The 17289-nt window shown below is 61.4% G+C and carries 16 protein-coding genes; 3 read left to right on the forward strand and 13 right to left on the reverse strand.

Going from position 1 to position 17289, the window contains the following annotated elements; all coding sequences use genetic code 11:
• Window positions 1-42: 42 nt before the first annotated feature.
• The 3 genes from VE23_RS06285 to VE23_RS06295 all read right to left on the reverse strand — a co-directional run bounded on the left by VE23_RS06285 (window position 43) and on the right by VE23_RS06295 (window position 2147).
• A complete protein-coding gene (locus tag VE23_RS06285; protein WP_049867572.1) occupies window positions 43-1050 on the reverse strand; it encodes a Gfo/Idh/MocA family protein in 1008 nt (335 codons plus the stop codon).
• Between the two features lie 27 nt (window positions 1051-1077).
• Window positions 1078-1416, reverse strand: coding sequence for a cupin domain-containing protein (locus VE23_RS06290; protein ID WP_021881113.1), 339 nt, complete (start codon window positions 1414-1416; stop codon window positions 1078-1080).
• 98 nt (window positions 1417-1514) lie between these two features.
• Window positions 1515-2147, reverse strand: coding sequence for a pyroglutamyl-peptidase I (locus VE23_RS06295; RefSeq protein WP_049867573.1), 633 nt, complete (start codon window positions 2145-2147; stop codon window positions 1515-1517).
• 503 nt (window positions 2148-2650) lie between these two features.
• On the opposite strand from VE23_RS06295, the gene VE23_RS25440 reads away from it, so the two are divergent.
• Window positions 2651-3316, forward strand: a complete 666-nt coding sequence (locus VE23_RS25440; protein ID WP_232317058.1) for a zinc-dependent alcohol dehydrogenase family protein — start codon at window positions 2651-2653, stop codon at window positions 3314-3316.
• A 90-nt stretch (window positions 3317-3406) separates the two neighbouring features.
• Here VE23_RS25440 and VE23_RS06310 read toward each other — a convergent pair whose 3' ends face one another.
• Both VE23_RS06310 and VE23_RS06315 read right to left on the reverse strand, forming a co-directional pair.
• Entirely contained in the window at window positions 3407-3883 is a 477-nt protein-coding gene (locus tag VE23_RS06310; protein ID WP_021881952.1) for a hypothetical protein, read from the reverse strand.
• Window positions 3880-5133, reverse strand: coding sequence for a DNA polymerase IV (locus tag VE23_RS06315; RefSeq protein ID WP_049867576.1), 1254 nt, complete (start codon window positions 5131-5133; stop codon window positions 3880-3882). Before VE23_RS06315 ends, VE23_RS06310 begins: the two co-directional genes overlap by 4 nt.
• Window positions 5134-5498: 365 nt before the next feature.
• Between VE23_RS06315 and VE23_RS06320 the strand changes: the two genes are divergently transcribed.
• Both VE23_RS06320 and VE23_RS06325 read left to right on the forward strand, forming a co-directional pair.
• Window positions 5499-7424, forward strand: coding sequence for a glycoside hydrolase family 13 protein (locus VE23_RS06320; RefSeq protein WP_084781691.1), 1926 nt, complete (start codon window positions 5499-5501; stop codon window positions 7422-7424).
• A gap of 121 nt (window positions 7425-7545) precedes the next feature.
• Window positions 7546-8454, forward strand: coding sequence for a copper amine oxidase N-terminal domain-containing protein (locus VE23_RS06325; protein ID WP_049867578.1), 909 nt, complete (start codon window positions 7546-7548; stop codon window positions 8452-8454).
• 62 nt (window positions 8455-8516) lie between these two features.
• Here the strand turns inward: VE23_RS06325 and VE23_RS27285 are convergent, their stop codons facing one another.
• From VE23_RS27285 to VE23_RS06365, 8 genes are all read right to left on the reverse strand, one after another.
• The gene (locus tag VE23_RS27285; RefSeq protein ID WP_084781333.1) at window positions 8517-8747 is read right to left on the reverse strand and encodes a LysR substrate-binding domain-containing protein; all 231 of its coding nucleotides are present in this window, start codon (window positions 8745-8747) and stop codon (window positions 8517-8519) included.
• 277 nt (window positions 8748-9024) lie between these two features.
• Complete coding sequence (locus tag VE23_RS06335) at window positions 9025-9618, reverse strand: YdeI/OmpD-associated family protein (protein ID WP_049867580.1); 594 nt, start codon at window positions 9616-9618, stop codon at window positions 9025-9027.
• Window positions 9619-9739: 121 nt separating this feature from the next.
• Window positions 9740-10255, reverse strand: coding sequence for a hypothetical protein (locus VE23_RS06340; protein WP_049867581.1), 516 nt, complete (start codon window positions 10253-10255; stop codon window positions 9740-9742).
• A 266-nt stretch (window positions 10256-10521) separates the two neighbouring features.
• Entirely contained in the window at window positions 10522-10893 is a 372-nt protein-coding gene (locus VE23_RS06345) for a hypothetical protein (RefSeq protein ID WP_048749960.1), read from the reverse strand.
• 147 nt (window positions 10894-11040) lie between these two features.
• On the reverse strand, window positions 11041-13512 hold the full coding sequence (locus VE23_RS06350) for a hypothetical protein (RefSeq protein ID WP_049867582.1): 2472 nt from the start codon (window positions 13510-13512) through the stop codon (window positions 11041-11043).
• Between the two features lie 91 nt (window positions 13513-13603).
• Entirely contained in the window at window positions 13604-15265 is a 1662-nt protein-coding gene (locus tag VE23_RS06355; protein ID WP_049867583.1) for an extracellular solute-binding protein, read from the reverse strand.
• 93 nt (window positions 15266-15358) lie between these two features.
• The gene (locus tag VE23_RS06360) at window positions 15359-16255 is read right to left on the reverse strand and encodes a carbohydrate ABC transporter permease (protein WP_021881432.1); all 897 of its coding nucleotides are present in this window, start codon (window positions 16253-16255) and stop codon (window positions 15359-15361) included.
• 20 nt (window positions 16256-16275) lie between these two features.
• Window positions 16276-17193 carry an ABC transporter permease gene (locus tag VE23_RS06365; protein ID WP_049867584.1) on the reverse strand — a complete coding sequence of 306 codons (918 nt, stop codon included), beginning with the start codon at window positions 17191-17193 and terminating at the stop codon, window positions 16276-16278.
• Between the last annotated feature and the right edge of the window lie 96 nt (window positions 17194-17289).

A 17289-nucleotide genomic window follows, 5' to 3' on the forward strand; every position in this document is an offset into this window, starting at 1 on the left:
GGAGGGGATTTTTATCCAGCATTGGTTCGTTGTCCGGGAGCATCATCCTTCAGGGATGAGCCGAATCGCTTTCCCTTGCTTGGATGATTCCGCCGTCGCCAGGAGGGCGGCAAGCGTGCGCATATTGTCCGCGCCCGAGATTTTCGGCTCCCGCTGCTCCCGGATGGAAGCTGCGAATTCAGCCAGGACGCCATGAATGCCTCCCAGCTCTTGCGCCTGAAAGCCGATCCTGCTCTTCGTGCGGCCGTCTGCAATATAGACGCCGTAGCCGTCGCCCAGATCGTCCAGATGGACCGCTCCGCCCTCGAACTGAAATATCCAGGCGCCTTCCCATGGCGTCGCAGCGCCTTTCGCCAGCAGGCTGCCCAGGTAGAAGACGTTGACGCCTGATTCCGTTTGGTAAACGGCATGCACATGCGGATCGCCTGCATAGCCGCTGCCGGGAGTATTCCACGTCTTTCCCGTCACCTGCGCGATATCGGAATCCAATAGAAACCGAATCATATCGACATGATGGACGCTCATCTCGAGCAGAACGTAATTGTCCATCGTCTTCTGATAAGGCTTGCCCTCATGCCCGTAAAAGAACTCCGATTGAACAAACGACAATCTCCCCAGATTTGCGCTCTGCAGGGTCTGCTTCAAGGCGATCACCGTCGCAAAATAACGGTAGTTCTGATTGACCATCACATTGAGCCTGTTCCGGGCTGCAAGCGAATTCAGCTCCTCCGCTTCCTCCAGGGACAGCACGAACGGCTTTTCGATCAGCACATGGAGCTTATGCTCCAATGCGGACTTCGCTATCTCATAATGCACCGGAGAGAAGGCCGAGATGAACACGGCATCCGCATCCGCTTCTCGAAACGCCTGCTCATGGTCGGTGTAGCATAAGCTTTCAGGCAACTTGTTTTTCCGGGCATATTCAGTCACGGCGCTGCGGTTGATATCCACCAGCCCTGCGTAAGCAAAATCTCGGGATGCCAGGACAAAATGCTCGCCCACCCCTTGGCCATGATTGCCCAGCCCTACCTGGATCAGTTTTAGACGCACATTGTTTCCCCCTCCGCTAGTGCTTCTTTACTCCGCATCCGGCCCTTGCCGGTACAAGTAGCCCAGCCGGCAGCCTGGAGCAAGAATGCCGTAGATATAAACGGCCGTCATTTCCTCCGTGACAACGAGCGAATGCTCCTCGCCCTTCCTGGTCAGCACGAGATCCCCGGGACCGATCTCGTATTCATCCCCTTCGGTCGTGCAAATCCCCCTGCCGCTGACGATGATCCAATATTCATTGCAATCATGATAATGCAAGGGAACTTCTTGTCCCGCCTTCAGATGATTGATTCCGTAGTGGTTGATCTCGCTCCAATCCGGAAACAAGGACAACTCCTGCGCCTGCTCCTTGCGAATGACCGGCATTTGAAAACCTCCTGCTGCTGGGATCTCGGTTCAACCTATCCAATATAGCTCAAACAAGGCATGAAAAGGGGAGATTACAGGCGGAAGTCCGCAAAGAACTACCTCGCCTGCAGGGCCGATACGGTTACGCCGATAATCGCGCGCAGTCCTTCCAGCATCATCGGCTGCGGCATGAACGGGACCGAAGGCTGCGCGGCCGCCATCTCCGCCGAGGCGGGAAAATGCACGAAGCCGGCCCGGATCGGCAGCTCCCGGCGACGGATATGGTCCAGCACCCGGTACATCGTGTTGTTGCAGATGTAGGTTCCGGCTGTATTGGAAATTTCGCACGGGATGCCGAGTTCCGCCAGACGCTGCGCCATGGCGCGGATCGGCAGCGTGGAGAACAGTCCGTCCGGCCCCTCCTCGGCAATCGGCTCGTCGGTAGGCCGGGCGCCCCGGTTGTCGCCATGCGAACGGACCGGGACATCCTTGACGTTCACCGCGATCCGCTCCGGCGTAATCGCCGTCCGGCCCTTGGCCAGTCCGCATGCGATGACGGCATCGGGCTTGAACTTGTCCATCTCCTCGATGAGCCGGTCGGCGCATTCGTCGAAATGAACCGGAAGCAGCACCGTGTGCAGCTCCACGCCCTCGAATTGCTCCTCGGCCAGCTTCTCCATCAGCCAGCCCGTCGGATTGACGTCATCGCCTCCGAACGGCTCGAAGCCGGATACAAGCACCTTGATCATATGTACTCACTCTCCTTGTCTTTTCCATAGTAAAACATGCGGGCTCCGCAGGGAACCCGCTCGACCTTTATTTATAGTCCGCCTTGCGCATGCCGATATGCGGCGCTCTGCGGACGCTGATTCTTGATCCAACGTTCAATATGATCTTCCACAAAGCGGATTTCGCTCTCATAGTGCGCCAGTTGTCCCTCGTCAGCCATTTTGTGAAAGGCTGGATTCCCTTTGGCGGCACCGGTCTTCCATGTATCGCATAGTGCCGTCAGGCGCTGAACGATCCCCTTCGGCAAATCATCGGGTAAGGTCCATATTTCACGATCGGAGGAATCGGTTCCCAGAAATCTCGGCGCTCCCTCGAACCCTCGTTGTTCCAGCTGTCTTAGAAGCCGATGGACAGAAGGATCCCAATAACCTGTCGGGCGACGAACTGTGCTCGCCATGCGGACAATGTGATCGTGGAACAGCGGGATGCCTCCCGCCTGGAGCCTGATGAGATACGGGTGGAGATGATCGCCCGCCCGATAAATCCGTCGGACTTGATCCCGATTCGCGGCGCTTATCGGCACCGTATCCCGCTGCCGTGCATACCAGGCTATGAGGGCGTGGGATCCGTCATCGCGATTGGCAGCAGCGTGCAGAAATCCATGCTTGGCAAGCATGTATTGCCCCTTCGGGGAGAAGGAACCTGGCAGCAATATGTAAAGGCTTCTTCCTCCTTGTCTATCGAGATCCCCCCTTTCATTCCGGACGACGAGGCTTCCCGATCCTATATCAACCCTCTCACGGCATGGATTCTTTGCAAGGAGCTTCTTGGGCGTTCCCCGGATTCCTTCCTGCTCGTCAATGCGTTCAGTTCTGCAATCGGACCCATGTTCGCTCAATTGTCGGCTGTTTTCGGATACAGGCTCATCGCCGTCGTGCGGAGTTCGGACTCTTGGAAGCGACTCGCAACGGAGCTTGATCTCCGATCGAAACTGTTTCATCTGCGGCATTGGATACAAGGAATCTCCGTGGAGGACTGGCAAAATTCCTTCCTGAACATCTTTGCATTGCTTCGTCAAAAGCAGCTCTGCCTGGGAAATATCGAAGCGAGATATCCTTTGGCCAAAATCGCAAAAGCGGTGCAGGCAGCCGAACGACCGGGACGGCAAGGGAAATTGCTGCTCACATGATGAATCCATTCCACGAATCAGCCCAACAGCAAAGGAGCCGTCTGCCCCGGGCAGACGGCTCCTTGCTCCTATGTCGCGCCTCATTCGGCTTCACTTCCCCGCTCCGCCCTTCAGCAGCTCGCCGATCTCCGCCGTATAACGGGACAGCTGCCAGCTGATCTCCGAGCGCATGACCTCCCGCGTCATGCCGAAGTGCTCCTCGTAGCCCCGGCAATAGTAGCGGTGGTACACGACCGAGTTCGACTGCTCCTCCGCGAGGATGCGGATGTTGCGCGCCTTGAGCTCCCGCCGCAGGGCGTACAGGTCGTGCATGATCCGGTCCAGCACCCGGTGGCCCGCCATCCCGTACAGGCGCCTCATCAGATTGGACGAGTTCTCGAGCTCGGACAGGCTCTTCTGGACCATCTTCTCCATATGAGGCAGCAGGATGTAATCCCGGATCATGACGCGCTCCTCCGCCGTCGTCACCTTGGCCTCCCGGGCGGAATGCTGCCCGTCGTACTGCTCCACATGCTCCGTCAGCAGCATCTTGGACTTCCAGCGCTCGTTGCCGTCCAGCTTGCTCATTTGTAATGCCCCCCAATTTGTTCGGCCCGCTCGCGGGCCACGCCCGACTCCAGCAGCGAGGAAGCCCGCATGATGGCGTCGGATCCGAACCGCTCCTTGATCCGGTCGATCGTTTTCTCCTTGCTGTACGCCCGGGTTCGATCCTCGAACAGCGTCAGCTGCATGACGCTGTCGTCCGTCAGCCCCGAGAGGGAGATGTTCAGCCGGCCGACCGGCAGGCCGCTCCAATGCCGGACGAACAGCTCCCGAACCGCCGCAGCGACCTCATGCGTCAGCGAGGTCGGCTGGGGCAGCGTCAGCTGGCGGCTGAACCAGGACGAGCGCTCGCCGTCGGTCTCCATGGCGGCGACCGAGACGACCGAGCCCATGCAGCCATGCCGCCTCGTGCGCTGGCATACCTCCACGACGAGCTCCAGCAGCACGACCTCGATGTCGGGCAGATGGCGGTACAGCCGCCAGCGCAGCGCCTTGCCGTGGCTGACCGACTTCAGCTGGTGGCGGATGCCGGTGACGACCGGGCTGGGATCGATCCCTCTCGCCGTCTGCCAATAATAGCCCGCCTGGATGTCGCTCTGCTTGCCCATCTCCAGCCGCATCCGCCGCTTGAACTCGGAGAAGTCCAGCCGCGCGATGTCCCCGATCGTGTTCAGCCCCATCCGCGTGAAATGCCTCGTCATCCGCGAGGCCACCATGAACATCTGGTGCACGGGCAGCGTCCACAGCGTCGACTCCAGCTTGCCGGGATTCAGCTCGAAGACGCCTTCCGGGCTTTTCTTGGCGTAATTGTCCGTCGCCATCTTGGCGAGGATCTTGGTGGGACCGATGCCGACCCTCGACCAGATGCCCGTGGACAGCTGGATATGGTTCTGGATATTGCGCGCCATCTCGTCCGGCGAGCCGTAGTAGCCTGCCGAGCCGGTGACGTCGAGGAACTGCTCGTCGATGCTGTAAGGCTCCACGAGATCGGTGTACGTCTCGAATATCTTCGTGATGAACAGGGACACTTCAATGTACATGGCCATCCGCGGCCGGATGACGACCAGCTCCGGACAATGGGCCAGCGCCTCTCCGACCCGCGAGGCCGTCGTCACGCCGCGGGCCTTGGCCATCGGGCAGGCGGCCAGCACGATGCCGTTCATCCGGGACGGGTCGCCCACGGCAACCGGCTTGTCGTGATATTCGGGATGCGCCGCCTTCTCTACCGAAGCGTAGAACGACTGGCAGTCGGCCAGCATGATCACTCTCTCCACCGCGCACCTCCTGTTCTGCGGGAGCGGGCTCGCGGAGACTTCCCCTCTCCCTGTCGATCGAATGTATGTTCGCATCTGACTCTAGACGTATTATATACCGAATGTATGTTCCCTATGCAAGGAGAAAAATCATCCAGCTGCCGAAGCCGCGCCGAGGCTGGGAGGACGACGTCCGGCGTCCTTGGAGACGGAGGCTCCCGGAGGCTCCCGGCAAACTCAGCCTCGCGCTTCCGCTTGCCGGAGGCGCGGCCCTCTCCCTTGTTTGGAAAGCGGATCGGAATGGTATTTTATGTCTGGAGCTGGATGTCCGCCTGCCCTATGAGGGCGGTATCCGGCGCAACCAGAACGATCAGGGAGAGATGACGATGCTGCTGGAAGCGGTCTATCACCGGCCCAAGCTGAACTGGGCCTACGCGTATGACAGGGAAACGGTGCATCTGCGCCTGCGCACGAAGCGCGGCGACGTCGACCGGGTACAGGCAGCAGCCGGCGACAAGTATGGATGGGAGCAGACGGTTACGGACATCGAGCTGCGCCTATTCGCGAGCGACGCCATGTTCGATTATTGGGAAGCGGCGGTCACCCCCGCCTTCCGCCGCCTCCGCTACGCCTTCAAGCTCTATTCCGGCGGCCGGACGCTCTATAGGACCGAAGCAGGCTTCTTCGAGGAGCTTCCCGACAATCCGCCGGCGCTGTTCGAGTTCCCCTATTTGAACCCCGCGGATGTGTTCGAGCCCCCCGCCTGGGTGAAGGATGCGGTGTTCTATCAGATCTTCCCCGAACGGTTCGCGAACGGCGACCCGTCCCTCAACCCCGAAGGCACGCTGCCTTGGGGAGGGGAGCCTACGGAGGAGAGTTTTTTCGGAGGAGACCTCCAGGGAGTGATGGACCGTCTGGACCATCTGACGGAGCTCGGCGTGAACGCGATTTATTTCACGCCCGTGTTCGAAGCCGAGACCAACCATAAATACGACACGCAGGATTACATGCGGGTCGATCGCCGCTTCGGCACCAACGCCAAGCTGAAGGAGCTCGTGGACCTCTGCCATGCGCGCGGGATACGCGTGCTGCTGGACGCCGTCTTCAACCATTGCGGGCAATCGTTCGCGCCGTTCGCGGACGCCCTGGAGAACGGGGAGCGCTCCCGCTATGCCGGGTGGTTCCACAGGCGTCCGTGGCCGAGCGGCAGCGGCGGGCTCTCCCCTTACGAGACCTACGCTTTCGAGCCGCTCATGCCCAAGCTGAACACGGCCCATCCCGAGGTCAAAAAGTACCTGCTGGAGGTCGCGCGGTACTGGATCGAGGAGATCGGCATCGACGGCTGGCGCCTGGACGTGGCCAACGAGGTCGATCACCGGTTCTGGCGCGAATTCCGCCTGACCGTCAAGGAGGCCAAACCCGATGCGTACATTCTCGGCGAAATCTGGCACGATTCCATGATGTGGCTGCAGGGCGACCAGTTCGACGCCGTCATGAACTACCCGTTTTCCAGCGCCGTGCTGGAATTCTTCGCCCAGGAGGACATCGGGGCCGGCGAATTCGCCGATGCGATCGGCCGCCAGCTGGCCGCCTACCCGCGCCAGGCGACCGAGGCGGCGTTCAATCTGCTCGGCAGCCACGACACGCCGCGCCTGCTGACGATATGCGGCGGCAGCGTCCCCAAGATGAAGCTGGCCGCCCTGTTCCTGCTCGCTTATCCCGGCGCGCCCTGCATTTATTACGGGGACGAGGTCGGCCTCGACGGCGGCGGGGATCCCGGCTGCCGCAAATGCATGGAATGGGATGCCGATCGGCAAAACGCGGACCTGCTCGCCTTTTACAAGGCGGCCATCGCCCTGCGCCGCTCCTCTCCCGCGCTGCGGAGCGCCGGACTCCGCTTCCTGCTGGCAGAGCCGGGGGAAGGCGCGCTCGCCTACGAGCGCAAGGGCGGCGAACAGCGCCTGCTCATCGCGATGAACGCCCGCGGCGGGACGGCGAGCCTGCGGTTCGGCTCGGCGCCTCAGCACGGCAGCGATGCCGCTCAGCCTCTTTCCTTCCGCGGGTTCGGCGAGGAGGGCGAAGCCGCGGCTTCGAGCCCCTCGCCCGGACAAGCCGTCCGGCCTGAAGCCGCCTCGCCGGCGCTCCCGGCAGCTCCGTCGGGGATCGATTCCGCCGGACGAAGTCCCGCTTGGAGGACGCTCCTCTCCAACTTCGAGGAACGCGGTTCCATCCGGACGGAAAATGGCGGCGGGCTTGCTGTCGAGCTTCCGCCCTACGGCTTCGTCGTCCTGGAGGCGGCGGAGGGGGGTTGAGAAGCCGGCCTTTCCCCCGGCTCCGCGCGGCCGGATGCAGGGGATTATTCTTTTTTTTGGAACATTTCCCCTCCGTTCCCGTCCGTTATACGGACACTCATTCGAAAGCGAGGAACAGCAAATGAAACTAGTCAAAGCCATGAAAGCCGCAGCTGCAGCGGCGCTGATCGCGGGAGCGGTCCTGCCGGGCAGCGGCCCGGCCGAAGCGAAAGCGGCGGCTCCCGCCCCTCTCCTCTTCATCGACGGGCAGGTCCAATCGTCCGCTCTCCGCGTAGGCGGACGCATCCTGATCCAGCTCCGCTCCCTTCAGGACCCGGACTGGCTGACGTACTCGTACGATGCCAAGACTCGCACCGTGCGGGCTGCCAGCAAGGACAGCAGCAAGGTCATCGAGCTGAAGGAGGGCTCCAGGACGGCGAGCGTCAACGGCAAGCCGGTTCCGCTCGACGTCTCCGTCGTCATCCGGGACGGCAAAACCTATGTGCCAGTCCGGTTCGTAAGCGAGAGCATGGGGGCTTACGTCTCCTATGACAGCGCCAAGAGCCGCACGGTCGTCCGGACGCCGAAGGGGCAGAAAAGTTATGACGCGCTCATGGGCGGCGATCTCGCTGCGGCCCGCCAGGCTGCGATCGCCCTTGCAGTCCTCCCGCTGAAGGACCCGCTGGCTGTGGAGGGCGAAGGCTTCTCCGTCACCTACAGCTTCCCGGCAGGCGAAGCGCTGCGCTACGAGATGGTGTACAAGCAGCTGCTTTCCTCCATTGTCATCGACGCGGATGGTATCGCACAGACCGTCTATCAGAGGAGCGAAATCTACGGCCAGCCGCCCAAGGAAAAGGGAACCAAGCCGAAAAGCATCGCTCCCGGCTACTACTTCACGGACAATGTCATGGCCGGTTATATGTATTACGGCTCCATCGATTCCAATGGCGAAGCCAAGGAGCTCGAAGCCATCGATCGCGCCAGCCATCCGGAGTACAAGAACAAGCTCATCGTCCCGATTGACGGGGAAAAGCGCACGGACGGAAAATAACTCTTGACGTCCGCAAGCAAAAAAGAGCGCCGTCCCTCCTTCGGAAGGGATGGCGCTCTTTTTCACTTTTCGGCCAAGCCGCCGAGGAAAGCCGCCAGCGCCCGGGAAATCCATTTTCTCGGATGGATGACCAGCCGCAAGTCCAGCCGGATATCGGGATGGTGAAACGGCAGAACGGCGAGCTCGCCGCTCCCGATCTCCTGAACGGCTGCCATTGCAGGCAGCAGGCAAAGGCCCGAGCCGGCTTTTACGATCCGCTTGATCGCCTCAGGGTTGGACAGCTCCAGGCCGATGCGGCAGGTTCCGGCTCAGAATTTCTTCCTCCCGCGCCGTCTGCAGCGTGATCGACAAGCCGGGATACCGTTCCCGGATTCCATGGAGATGCGGAGGGAGATAATAGGCCGCCAACGTGTCCGCAGATAAGTCAGATCCACGTTCATCCACCCTGTCATCATCAATAATATCGATTCCGGCAGGGCCATCTGCCCTCCGAGACGCTCCGTCTGCCGATGACCCCGGTCTCTCCGGAGCTGCAGGCCAAGCTGGAGCCGCATGTCTGATTCCCGCCTTTCACTTCTTGGGATAAATCCGTTCCCCCCGCTCAAGCATGTCCGCGAACGCGAGGATGCGGGCCGCTCTCGTCTCCGGCTTTTGGGCCTGATGGACGCGGTACAGCATCGCGTACCGGTTCCGGCTGTCCAGCCCGGCGAAAAAATCCCGGGCCGCCGGCCGCCGTTCCAGCTCCGCCGCGAAATCCCCCGGCATCTCCATGCGGCTTTGGCTCTCGTAAGCCTTGTCCCACCGGCCGCTGCGGCGCGCTTCGTCGACCGCCTCCAGGCCGGGCGGCTGCATCCGCCCTTCGGCGATGAGCCGCTCCGCCTTGTCGCGGTTGATCCGCGACCAGACGCTCCCGGAGCGGCGCGGCGTGAAATGCTGCAGCCAGCCGTCCTCGTCCGCCTTCTCCTTGCGGCTGTCGATCCACCCCCAGCGCAAGGCGCATTCCAGAGCTTCCTCGTACGCAATCGAATGCTCCGCGGCTCCTTTTTTGGCGATCCGCAGCCTGATGCCGGACGATTCCCCGTGGAACTCTTCCAGCCAGGCGTCAAATTGAGCCGCATCGGCGAACGTCAGGATCGGCTTCCCCGGTCCTTTTTGTTCCGGCATGCCTGCCCCTCCTTTTCCAAGGTAATCTCCATGAATTCCAATTGACGTGCAGCCGTCCCTTCGCGGCCGTCTCTATGGAACGGGGGGACAGCTCCCTCCCCTCTCCCAGCCCGTTCAGCAGCTACCGCCGCCTCTCTTCCCCGCCGCAGTCGATCACGGTGCCGTACGGATCCGGCTGCTCCGCGCTCCGGAGGGGGACCTTGCGGCCGCCCCTGCGGGTGTTCAGAATGACGAGATGCAGCATGACGAGCCCGATGAAGAAATGATAAACGTTGGCATAGATCGTATTGGTGTAAATATTCAAAGCTCCGAACTCTGGAATGAGATCCAGATGAGCGGTCTTGCGGCGGATATAAGCCGCGTCTAGCAGGAGCAGGACGATCAGCGCCAATCCTGACAGCGCATTCTGAGCGGACCGGCCCCGGGTCGCCGCGGCGCTTCCGCGCAGGAGCCTGGCGGTCAGCAGCAGCAGCAAAGGATAGAACAAGAAGACGAAGAAGAGCGGAATCAAGCCGGGATTGCCGTTGCCCGAAAGGCCTCTGCCCGGCTCCAGCCTCAGCGTAAAGAGATGAACGAACACGACCGCTGCCAGCGCAAGCACGAATCCGATTCCGGTCCAAGCCGCTCTTGCCTTCACAGAATCCCCTCCCGCCCTATCATGCCACAAAAATTTCCAGGAGGATAGACCGCTCCTGACTTCCGCTCCCGCGCCGCTGCCCATGGACTGGACTGTACTGTACACGGACGTCCGGCAATGCCATCATCGCCTTCCGTCTCGACCAGGAATAAAAAAACAGGTCCGGGACGCTCCATGGAGCGAACGGGCCTGTTCCGGATATTTTTTTCGCCATCCGCCGATTCAAGCCTGGATGCCCCGCAGGGCTGCTAGGCCCTTCCCGGCAATCAGGCTTTTTCAATCAAATACTGCAGCGCTTCTTCATAGGAGGACCAATGCGTTTCGGTCGAATGCTGCGATTCCGCAGCCGCGCGGCGCAGCTGAAGCTCGGTGATCTTGCTGGCGACGACGACAGCCGCCGCGCTCAAGCCCGCAGCCTTGATATCGCGTTGATGCTCCACCAGCCGCTCCCTCGCCGCCGGAGTGAACGCCTTCATCTCCCGCATGTCGACGACAAGGCTGAAATCGTTCATGCCCTCGTCCTTCACCATTTGCAGCAGTTCCGCATTGATGGCATCGACTTCCTCCGGAGCGACGTTGCCAGCCCATACGATTTCCAGGATGCGCTTGGCTTTGTGAATGATTTTGACGGAACTCATGATCCACCTCTTGGCTGAATTTGTCCTCTTCTACCGACATCTTTATTAACGGAAGATCCGGTTCAAATAATTAGGTCTTTTTACCCATGAATTTAAAGAAAAGTAAAAGCCGCCTATCCAGGGGAAAGGCGGCTTCTCCTCATCCATTCAACTCCATGCCAACGTGATCCGGACGCCGGTCGGCCGGCCGGGATGCCGAAGAAGCAGCGTGGACGATGCGGAATCGAATACGGTCTTCACGGAGAGCTCATCGGCGGCTCCGGCTCCATCCAGGCCGGATAATCCGGCAGAGCCGGACGTTTCCCCGGATGCTCCATCATCGGCCGGCTCAGCCAATGCCCGGGCGGGACTGCAAGGGACCCGCAGCCTTGTGCTCACCAGGATGCCGGCCGGCGCCTCCGACACATAGGAGAAGTCGGAGCCTTCCCGGCGCTCGTCCCGGATGCGCGACGAGCTGGCAAGCAGCGCGGCCGCGCAGCCGCCGGCCACTCCGGCATTACGGCCTCCTCCCTCCGGCGCAGAGCCCGCAGAAGCTTCGGCGCTTGCGCCGGCATAGCTCAGGTCATAGAGCAGGCAATTCTCGCCCGGCGCCAGCTCGACCCGCTGCAGAACGGGCAGATCGGCTTCGAACAGATCGATGAACGATCCTTGAAGCACCGCCGCCGTGGCGGCCTCCCTGCCTGTCGCGGGCGCGGCAGCCGCCTCCTCATTGAATCCTGCCGTACTTGCTCCAGCTGCAATCTCAGCCTCTGCTGCAATCTCAGCCTCTGCCGCATTCGCCCCTGCCGCTCCATCCGATCCCGCCGCTTCCTCCTCGTCCAGCGCATGCGCGATCACATACGGGCCGCGCTGGATGCGCAGCATGCCGCTTTCCCTGTACTCATCCGCTTCTCCGCGCAGCTCCAGCGCGCGCCGGATCGAGGCGAGCACCTTCTCCGCGCCTTCCGGGGAACGGGACAGCCCCGCCGGATGGGACCTCAGATACAGAACCGCTCCATCTCCGACGGCATGCTCTCCTTCCTCCGGATTTCTCCCGAGCCCCATCGACTCGAATAAATGCTCCTCGGGACGCTCATAGATGCGGCTGCCGGCTCCCCGGTTCCACCACTCGCTGACGCGATGGAACGGATCCGAGCCGTCGCCGGCGTAGACCAGCACGCCGCCCTCGCGCACCCACTGGCCGAGCGCCTGATGGATGCCGGGATGCTCCGGCTTCATGAATTCGTAGCTGAGCAGCAGCACACGGTAGCCCTCCAGATAACCCGGGAAGGTCAGAATGTTGTCCAGCTGGACAGGGCGAAGAGGAATGCCCTTCTTCACCGGCGGCAGCGCCAGCCCGTAGAACGCCGACCAGTCGAGCAGCTCCTGCTGCCGCTCCGTCAGGGCGCCTGCGGCTGCGGTGCCGTCGTAGTTGAAGCCCTCTCCCTCATCGCCCTCCGCCAGAACGTCGCCGCGCTGGTACATGGCCGAGTTGGCGAGGCAGAGCCCGATGCCGCCCGTTTCCGCAGCCTCTCCGCCGTCAGCCCCCGACACCTCGTCGTGGTTATGCATGTCGCGCAGCACGTTCATGACCGTCAGCAGAACGGTGGCGTACCCGCCGGGAATCGTCTCCTTGCCTTTCCCGTCCTCGGTCGGGTAGGGAAGCTCGAACACCCTCCACGGCCAAGGACAGACCTCGTAACGGCTGACCCCGGGATGCAGCAGCGAAGCGGCTACCGTCGCCCGGTAGTTGCGGCGGTAGTCGCTCCAGCTGTAGCGCGGATTGTCTTCGATCGGATCATGCAGGAACCACATCTCCCGCCCCGTTCCGCGCGTAAGCTCCTGCATGATGCCGTATTCCAGGTACGCCGTCTCGAACGTCCGCTCGCGGCGGACTCCCTTGTAGACGTTGGCCGTGCGCGCCGTGCCGGTCCAGATCTGGGCGATGAAGCCGTCGCAGGCCGGCATCGAGACGAGCAGCGCCTCGGGACTGACGATCCGCCACTGCGTGTAGTTGATCAGGCTGTGCGTCGGCACGTAGAACCGGACCCTCCGTCCGTAGGCGACGAGGGAGTACTCCTTCATTTCGCTGCAGATCCGGTCGAGAGCGCGGTAATACATCGCCGCCTTCAGCTTGGAGGCGCGGTACTGGGCATCCGGCGAGGAATGCGGCTCCTGCCACTCCTCCCCGTAATAGTTCAGCCATTCCCGCTTGAACGCCTCCTCGTAGCCCGCCTGCGCCCAGAACTCCGGCTCCTCCAGATGGATCGCCTCGACGCCGCAGTCGATCGCCTTCTTGATCTGCGCGGCCAGGTAGTCGGCGAACGAGATCGTCGGCACCATGTACGGCACATCCTTGCCATGCAGCAGACGGCTGCCGGAGGACTCCGTCTGCGCTTCATCCCAATGCTCCCGGCCGTCGAAGCGGCCGTACAGATAATCCTGGTACTCTCCCCAGGAGACGCCGGTCATGAGATGGATGCTGTAGCCGGCTTTCTTCCACCCTTCGATCCGCCGGGGCAGATCCTCCGAGATGCCGTACACCATGACGAAGTCGGTACGCAGATCATACTTCGGCCCGTACGGACGGGATTCCTGGAATCCCGTCCACTCCTGCCTTTCCTGCCCGTTCCGGTTCAAATTCGCCCGTCCCCTTTCCAGCTGCGGTTTCTAGCCCGCCCGCAGCCTTTCCCGTACGTCTCCGGCTTCCCCGCGCCTTGCGGACTCAGGGTCAGTTCGGCATCGCCAGCTTGACGACTTCCTTGCCCTTCAGGTTGTCGTTCACGTACTTGATTGCATCCGGATAACCGGTCTTGTTCATCTGGTCGCGCAGCGCGCCGATGACCTTGAGCGCCGCATCGTCGGACTTGGCGAAGATCGCTTCCTTCCATACGTCCCCGATCTTATCCATGGACGGCTTGAGCGCCTCCCACTGCGGCGACTTGGCCATGACATCGCCGGGGTTGTAGGCCGAGATGACCGAGATGCCGTTCGGGCGCAAAATCTTGCGCGCGTTGTCCATCTTGGCGATCCGGTCCTGATCCGCCCAGATGTCGCCTCCAAGAGAATTCAAGCGGTCCTGGCCGGTCATATCCTCATAGCCGATGCTGAAGCCTTCGTTCTTCTTGGCCTTGCCCGTCGTATCGCTCGCGAATTTGTCGAAGAACTCCTGCTTGGCGACGGGCTTGCCGTCCACCATATCGTAATGGACGCCCTCAACGCCGTAGCGGACCAGCTTGAAGCCTTCGTCCGACGCGAGGAAATCGAGCAGCTTCAGCGCGGCGTCGACGTTTTTGCATGCCTTCGTGATGACGGTCACGTTGTTGCCCTGGATGCCGAGATCGACCGGCCGGTCCGGCTCGGCGCCGGCGCGCTCCAGCGGGCCTACCGGCACGTAGTCGCTTCCCGGATGCGCTTTCACATAATCCTTGGAAGCATCGATGATCGCCGGCAGATGCGCGGCCAGGACGGCGATGCGGCCCTGCTTGATCTTCTCCTGCGCGATCGGGTCGGTCTGCGTGAACGTCTCCGGATCGAGCAGCCCTTCGGAGATCAGCTTGCGGTAGTAAAGCGTGTACTCCTCGTACGGCTTGGTGAAGAAGACATGCTCAAGCGTGCCGTCGCCCTTGTCGACGTAGTCGGAGCCGTAGAACATCGTATTGCCGATGCCGACGGCCCAGCCGTTGGAGAAGCCGCCAAGCGGGAACACCGGCATGCCGCTCTCCTTCAGTCCCGCGTCCTTGATTTTTTTGAGGAAATTGTACATGTCGTCCTTCGTCTTGACCGACTGAGGGTCGATGCCGACCTTCTCCGCGATGTCCTTGCGAACGTAGAAGCCGTACAACCAGTCCATGGCGTCCTTGTCCGTCGAAGGCTGGTTCTGGTACATCATGTACTTCTTGTCTCCGAACGCTCCGATCGCCTTGTCGTACAGGGCCGGCGGCACGTTTTCCTTGGCGATCGCCTTGGCGAGGTTCGGGTATTTGTCCAGCTTGCCGGAGATGTCGACGAGCTGATCCTCCTTGGCCGCCTTGATGATGCCGTCCAGCTCCCCGCCCCAGGCCGGTCCCGTGTAGATGTCCGGCAGATCCTGCGTCGCGAAGATCTGGTTCACCTTTTCGACCTCGCTGCCCTTGGTGTAATCCATCTTCACCTTGACGCCGGTCTTCTCCTCGATCGCCTTGGCGACGGGCGTCGGATCGACGTCCCCGGTGCCGGATCCGTTCCAGTTGTGCAAAATCTTCAACGTCACTTCCTTGCCCGAGCCGCCGTCCCCGCCGCCATTTCCCGCTGCCGCATCGTTGCCGCCGCCGTTGCTGCAGCCGATGAGCGTGCCGCCCATCATCGCCGCCGCGAGCAGCGCCGCCGCAGCCTTGCTCCGCTTGTTCCTCATGGTAACCCCTCCGATATTCGTAAGTGGTATATGATAAAGTCCCTTCCCAGCCGCCCGGCTTGAGCCCGGTTCACCGGCTGCGGGACGTTTACCCTAGCCTTTGACCGAGCCCATCATGACGCCCTTGACGAAGTATTTCTGCAGAAACGGATAGATGCACAGAATCGGAAACACGGTGATGACCAGCAGCGCCATCCGCAGCGATTCCGGCGTCGCTCCCGCCACGTTGACGTTCATCGTCTGGCCGCCCTGCTGGGCCGCCCGCTGCATGGAGGACGACAGCGCTTCCGCTTCGGTGAGCATCTGCTGAAGCAGCGTCTGGACAGGAATGAGGCTCTTGTCGGAGACGTAGTAAGCCCCGCTGAACCAGTCGTTCCAGTGGGAGACTCCGATGAAGAGCGAGATCGTCGCCAGCACCGGCCCCGACAGAGGGAGAATGATCCTCAGGAAGATCTGGAAATCGCCGTAGCCGTCGATGCGGGCCGACTCCTCCAGCTCCTCCGGAATTCCTTGCAGGAACGTGCGGATGATGACGATGTGGAAGAAGCTGAACAGCATCGGAATGACATAGACCCAGAAGCTGTTGATGAGATGGAGCTTCTGGAGCGTGATGAAGTAGGGAATGAAGCCTGCGCTGAAGATCGTCGGCAGGAAAATGTAGAAGGTGAAGAACGTCCGGCCGGGCAGCGTCTTCTTGGACAGCGCGTAGGCCATCAGCGTGCACAGCGTCACATGCAGGAACGTGCCGAGCAGCGTCCGCAGCAGCGTGATCTTGTACGCCTGCCAGATTTTGGCGTTGTCGAAGATCTGCACGTAGTTGTCGAGCGTGAACTGGCGGGGGTAGAAGTAGAGCGCCCCCAGCATGGAATCTTTGCCGTCGTTCAGCGAGTAGACGAGGATATAGATGAACGGATAGATCATCGACAGCCCGAACAGCGTCAGGACGGTGTAATTGAACACGCTGAAGAGGGAGAATTGGCGCCTTCCCATGAACGGAACCTCCTTTCGGATTAGAAAAGGGATACGTCGCTGACCTTGCGGGCGAGCCGGTTGACGGTCAGGATCAGCACGAGCGCGATGAAGCTCTGGAACAGGCCGACCGCGGCCGCATAGCTGAGCCGTCCTTCGCCGATGCCGGCGCTGATGACATGCACGTCGAGCACGCTGCCGATGGCGGCGGTCGCCGGCCCGTTCAGCAGCAGCAGCTGCTCGTAGCCCGCGCTCATGAGGCTGCCGGTGGCGAGGATGAACAGGATGACCGCGATGTTGCGGACTCCCGGCAGCGTGACATGCCAAATCTGGCGGAACCGGCCCGCGCCGTCGATTTTCGCCGCCTCGTACAGCTGCTGGTCGATGCCGGCGATGGCGGCCATGTAGATGATGGAGTTCCAGCCGATGTTCTTCCATACGTCGGAGCCGACGATGATCTGGTAGAACCAGGTGGTGTTGTTGAGGAACTGGATGGGGTCCTTCAAGGCCCCGGAGGAGAGGAGCAGGTCGTTGACCGGACCGCCGTAAGGGGTGAGCAGGCGCTGCATGAGCGTCACGACGACGACCCAGGAGACGAAGTAAGGCAAATAAGAAAGCGTTTGCAAAGTTTTCTTGAATTTAAGGCTCCGAACCTCGTTGAGCAGGATCGCCAGCAGGATCGGCATCGCGAACCCGATGAGCAGCTTGAGGCCGCTGATGAGCAGCGTGTTGCGGATGAGCTGGCTGGACTGGTAATAATCGAAAAATTGATGGAAGTATTTCAGGCCGGCCCACGGGCTGCCGGTAAAGCCGCCGGAAAACCGGAAATCGCGGAAGGCGACTTGAATGCCGTAGAGAGGCACGTAGGAGAACAGGAAAAACCAGACGATGCCGGGCAGCATGAACAGGTAGAACAGCTTGTGCCGCCAGATCCGCTTCAGGAGCGGGTTAGCCATCATGGGATTCAACCTCCTTGTCGGATGGGGAAGCGGCCGGATATGACGGCGCCTGCGGTCGTTCGGCAGGCGCCGCTTCTCCGGGTGAATCGGGTCGAG

Origin of the sequence: Paenibacillus sp. D9 (assembly GCF_001188365.1) — a bacterium.
GTDB classification, from domain to species: Bacteria; Bacillota; Bacilli; order Paenibacillales; family Paenibacillaceae; genus Paenibacillus_O; species Paenibacillus_O humicus.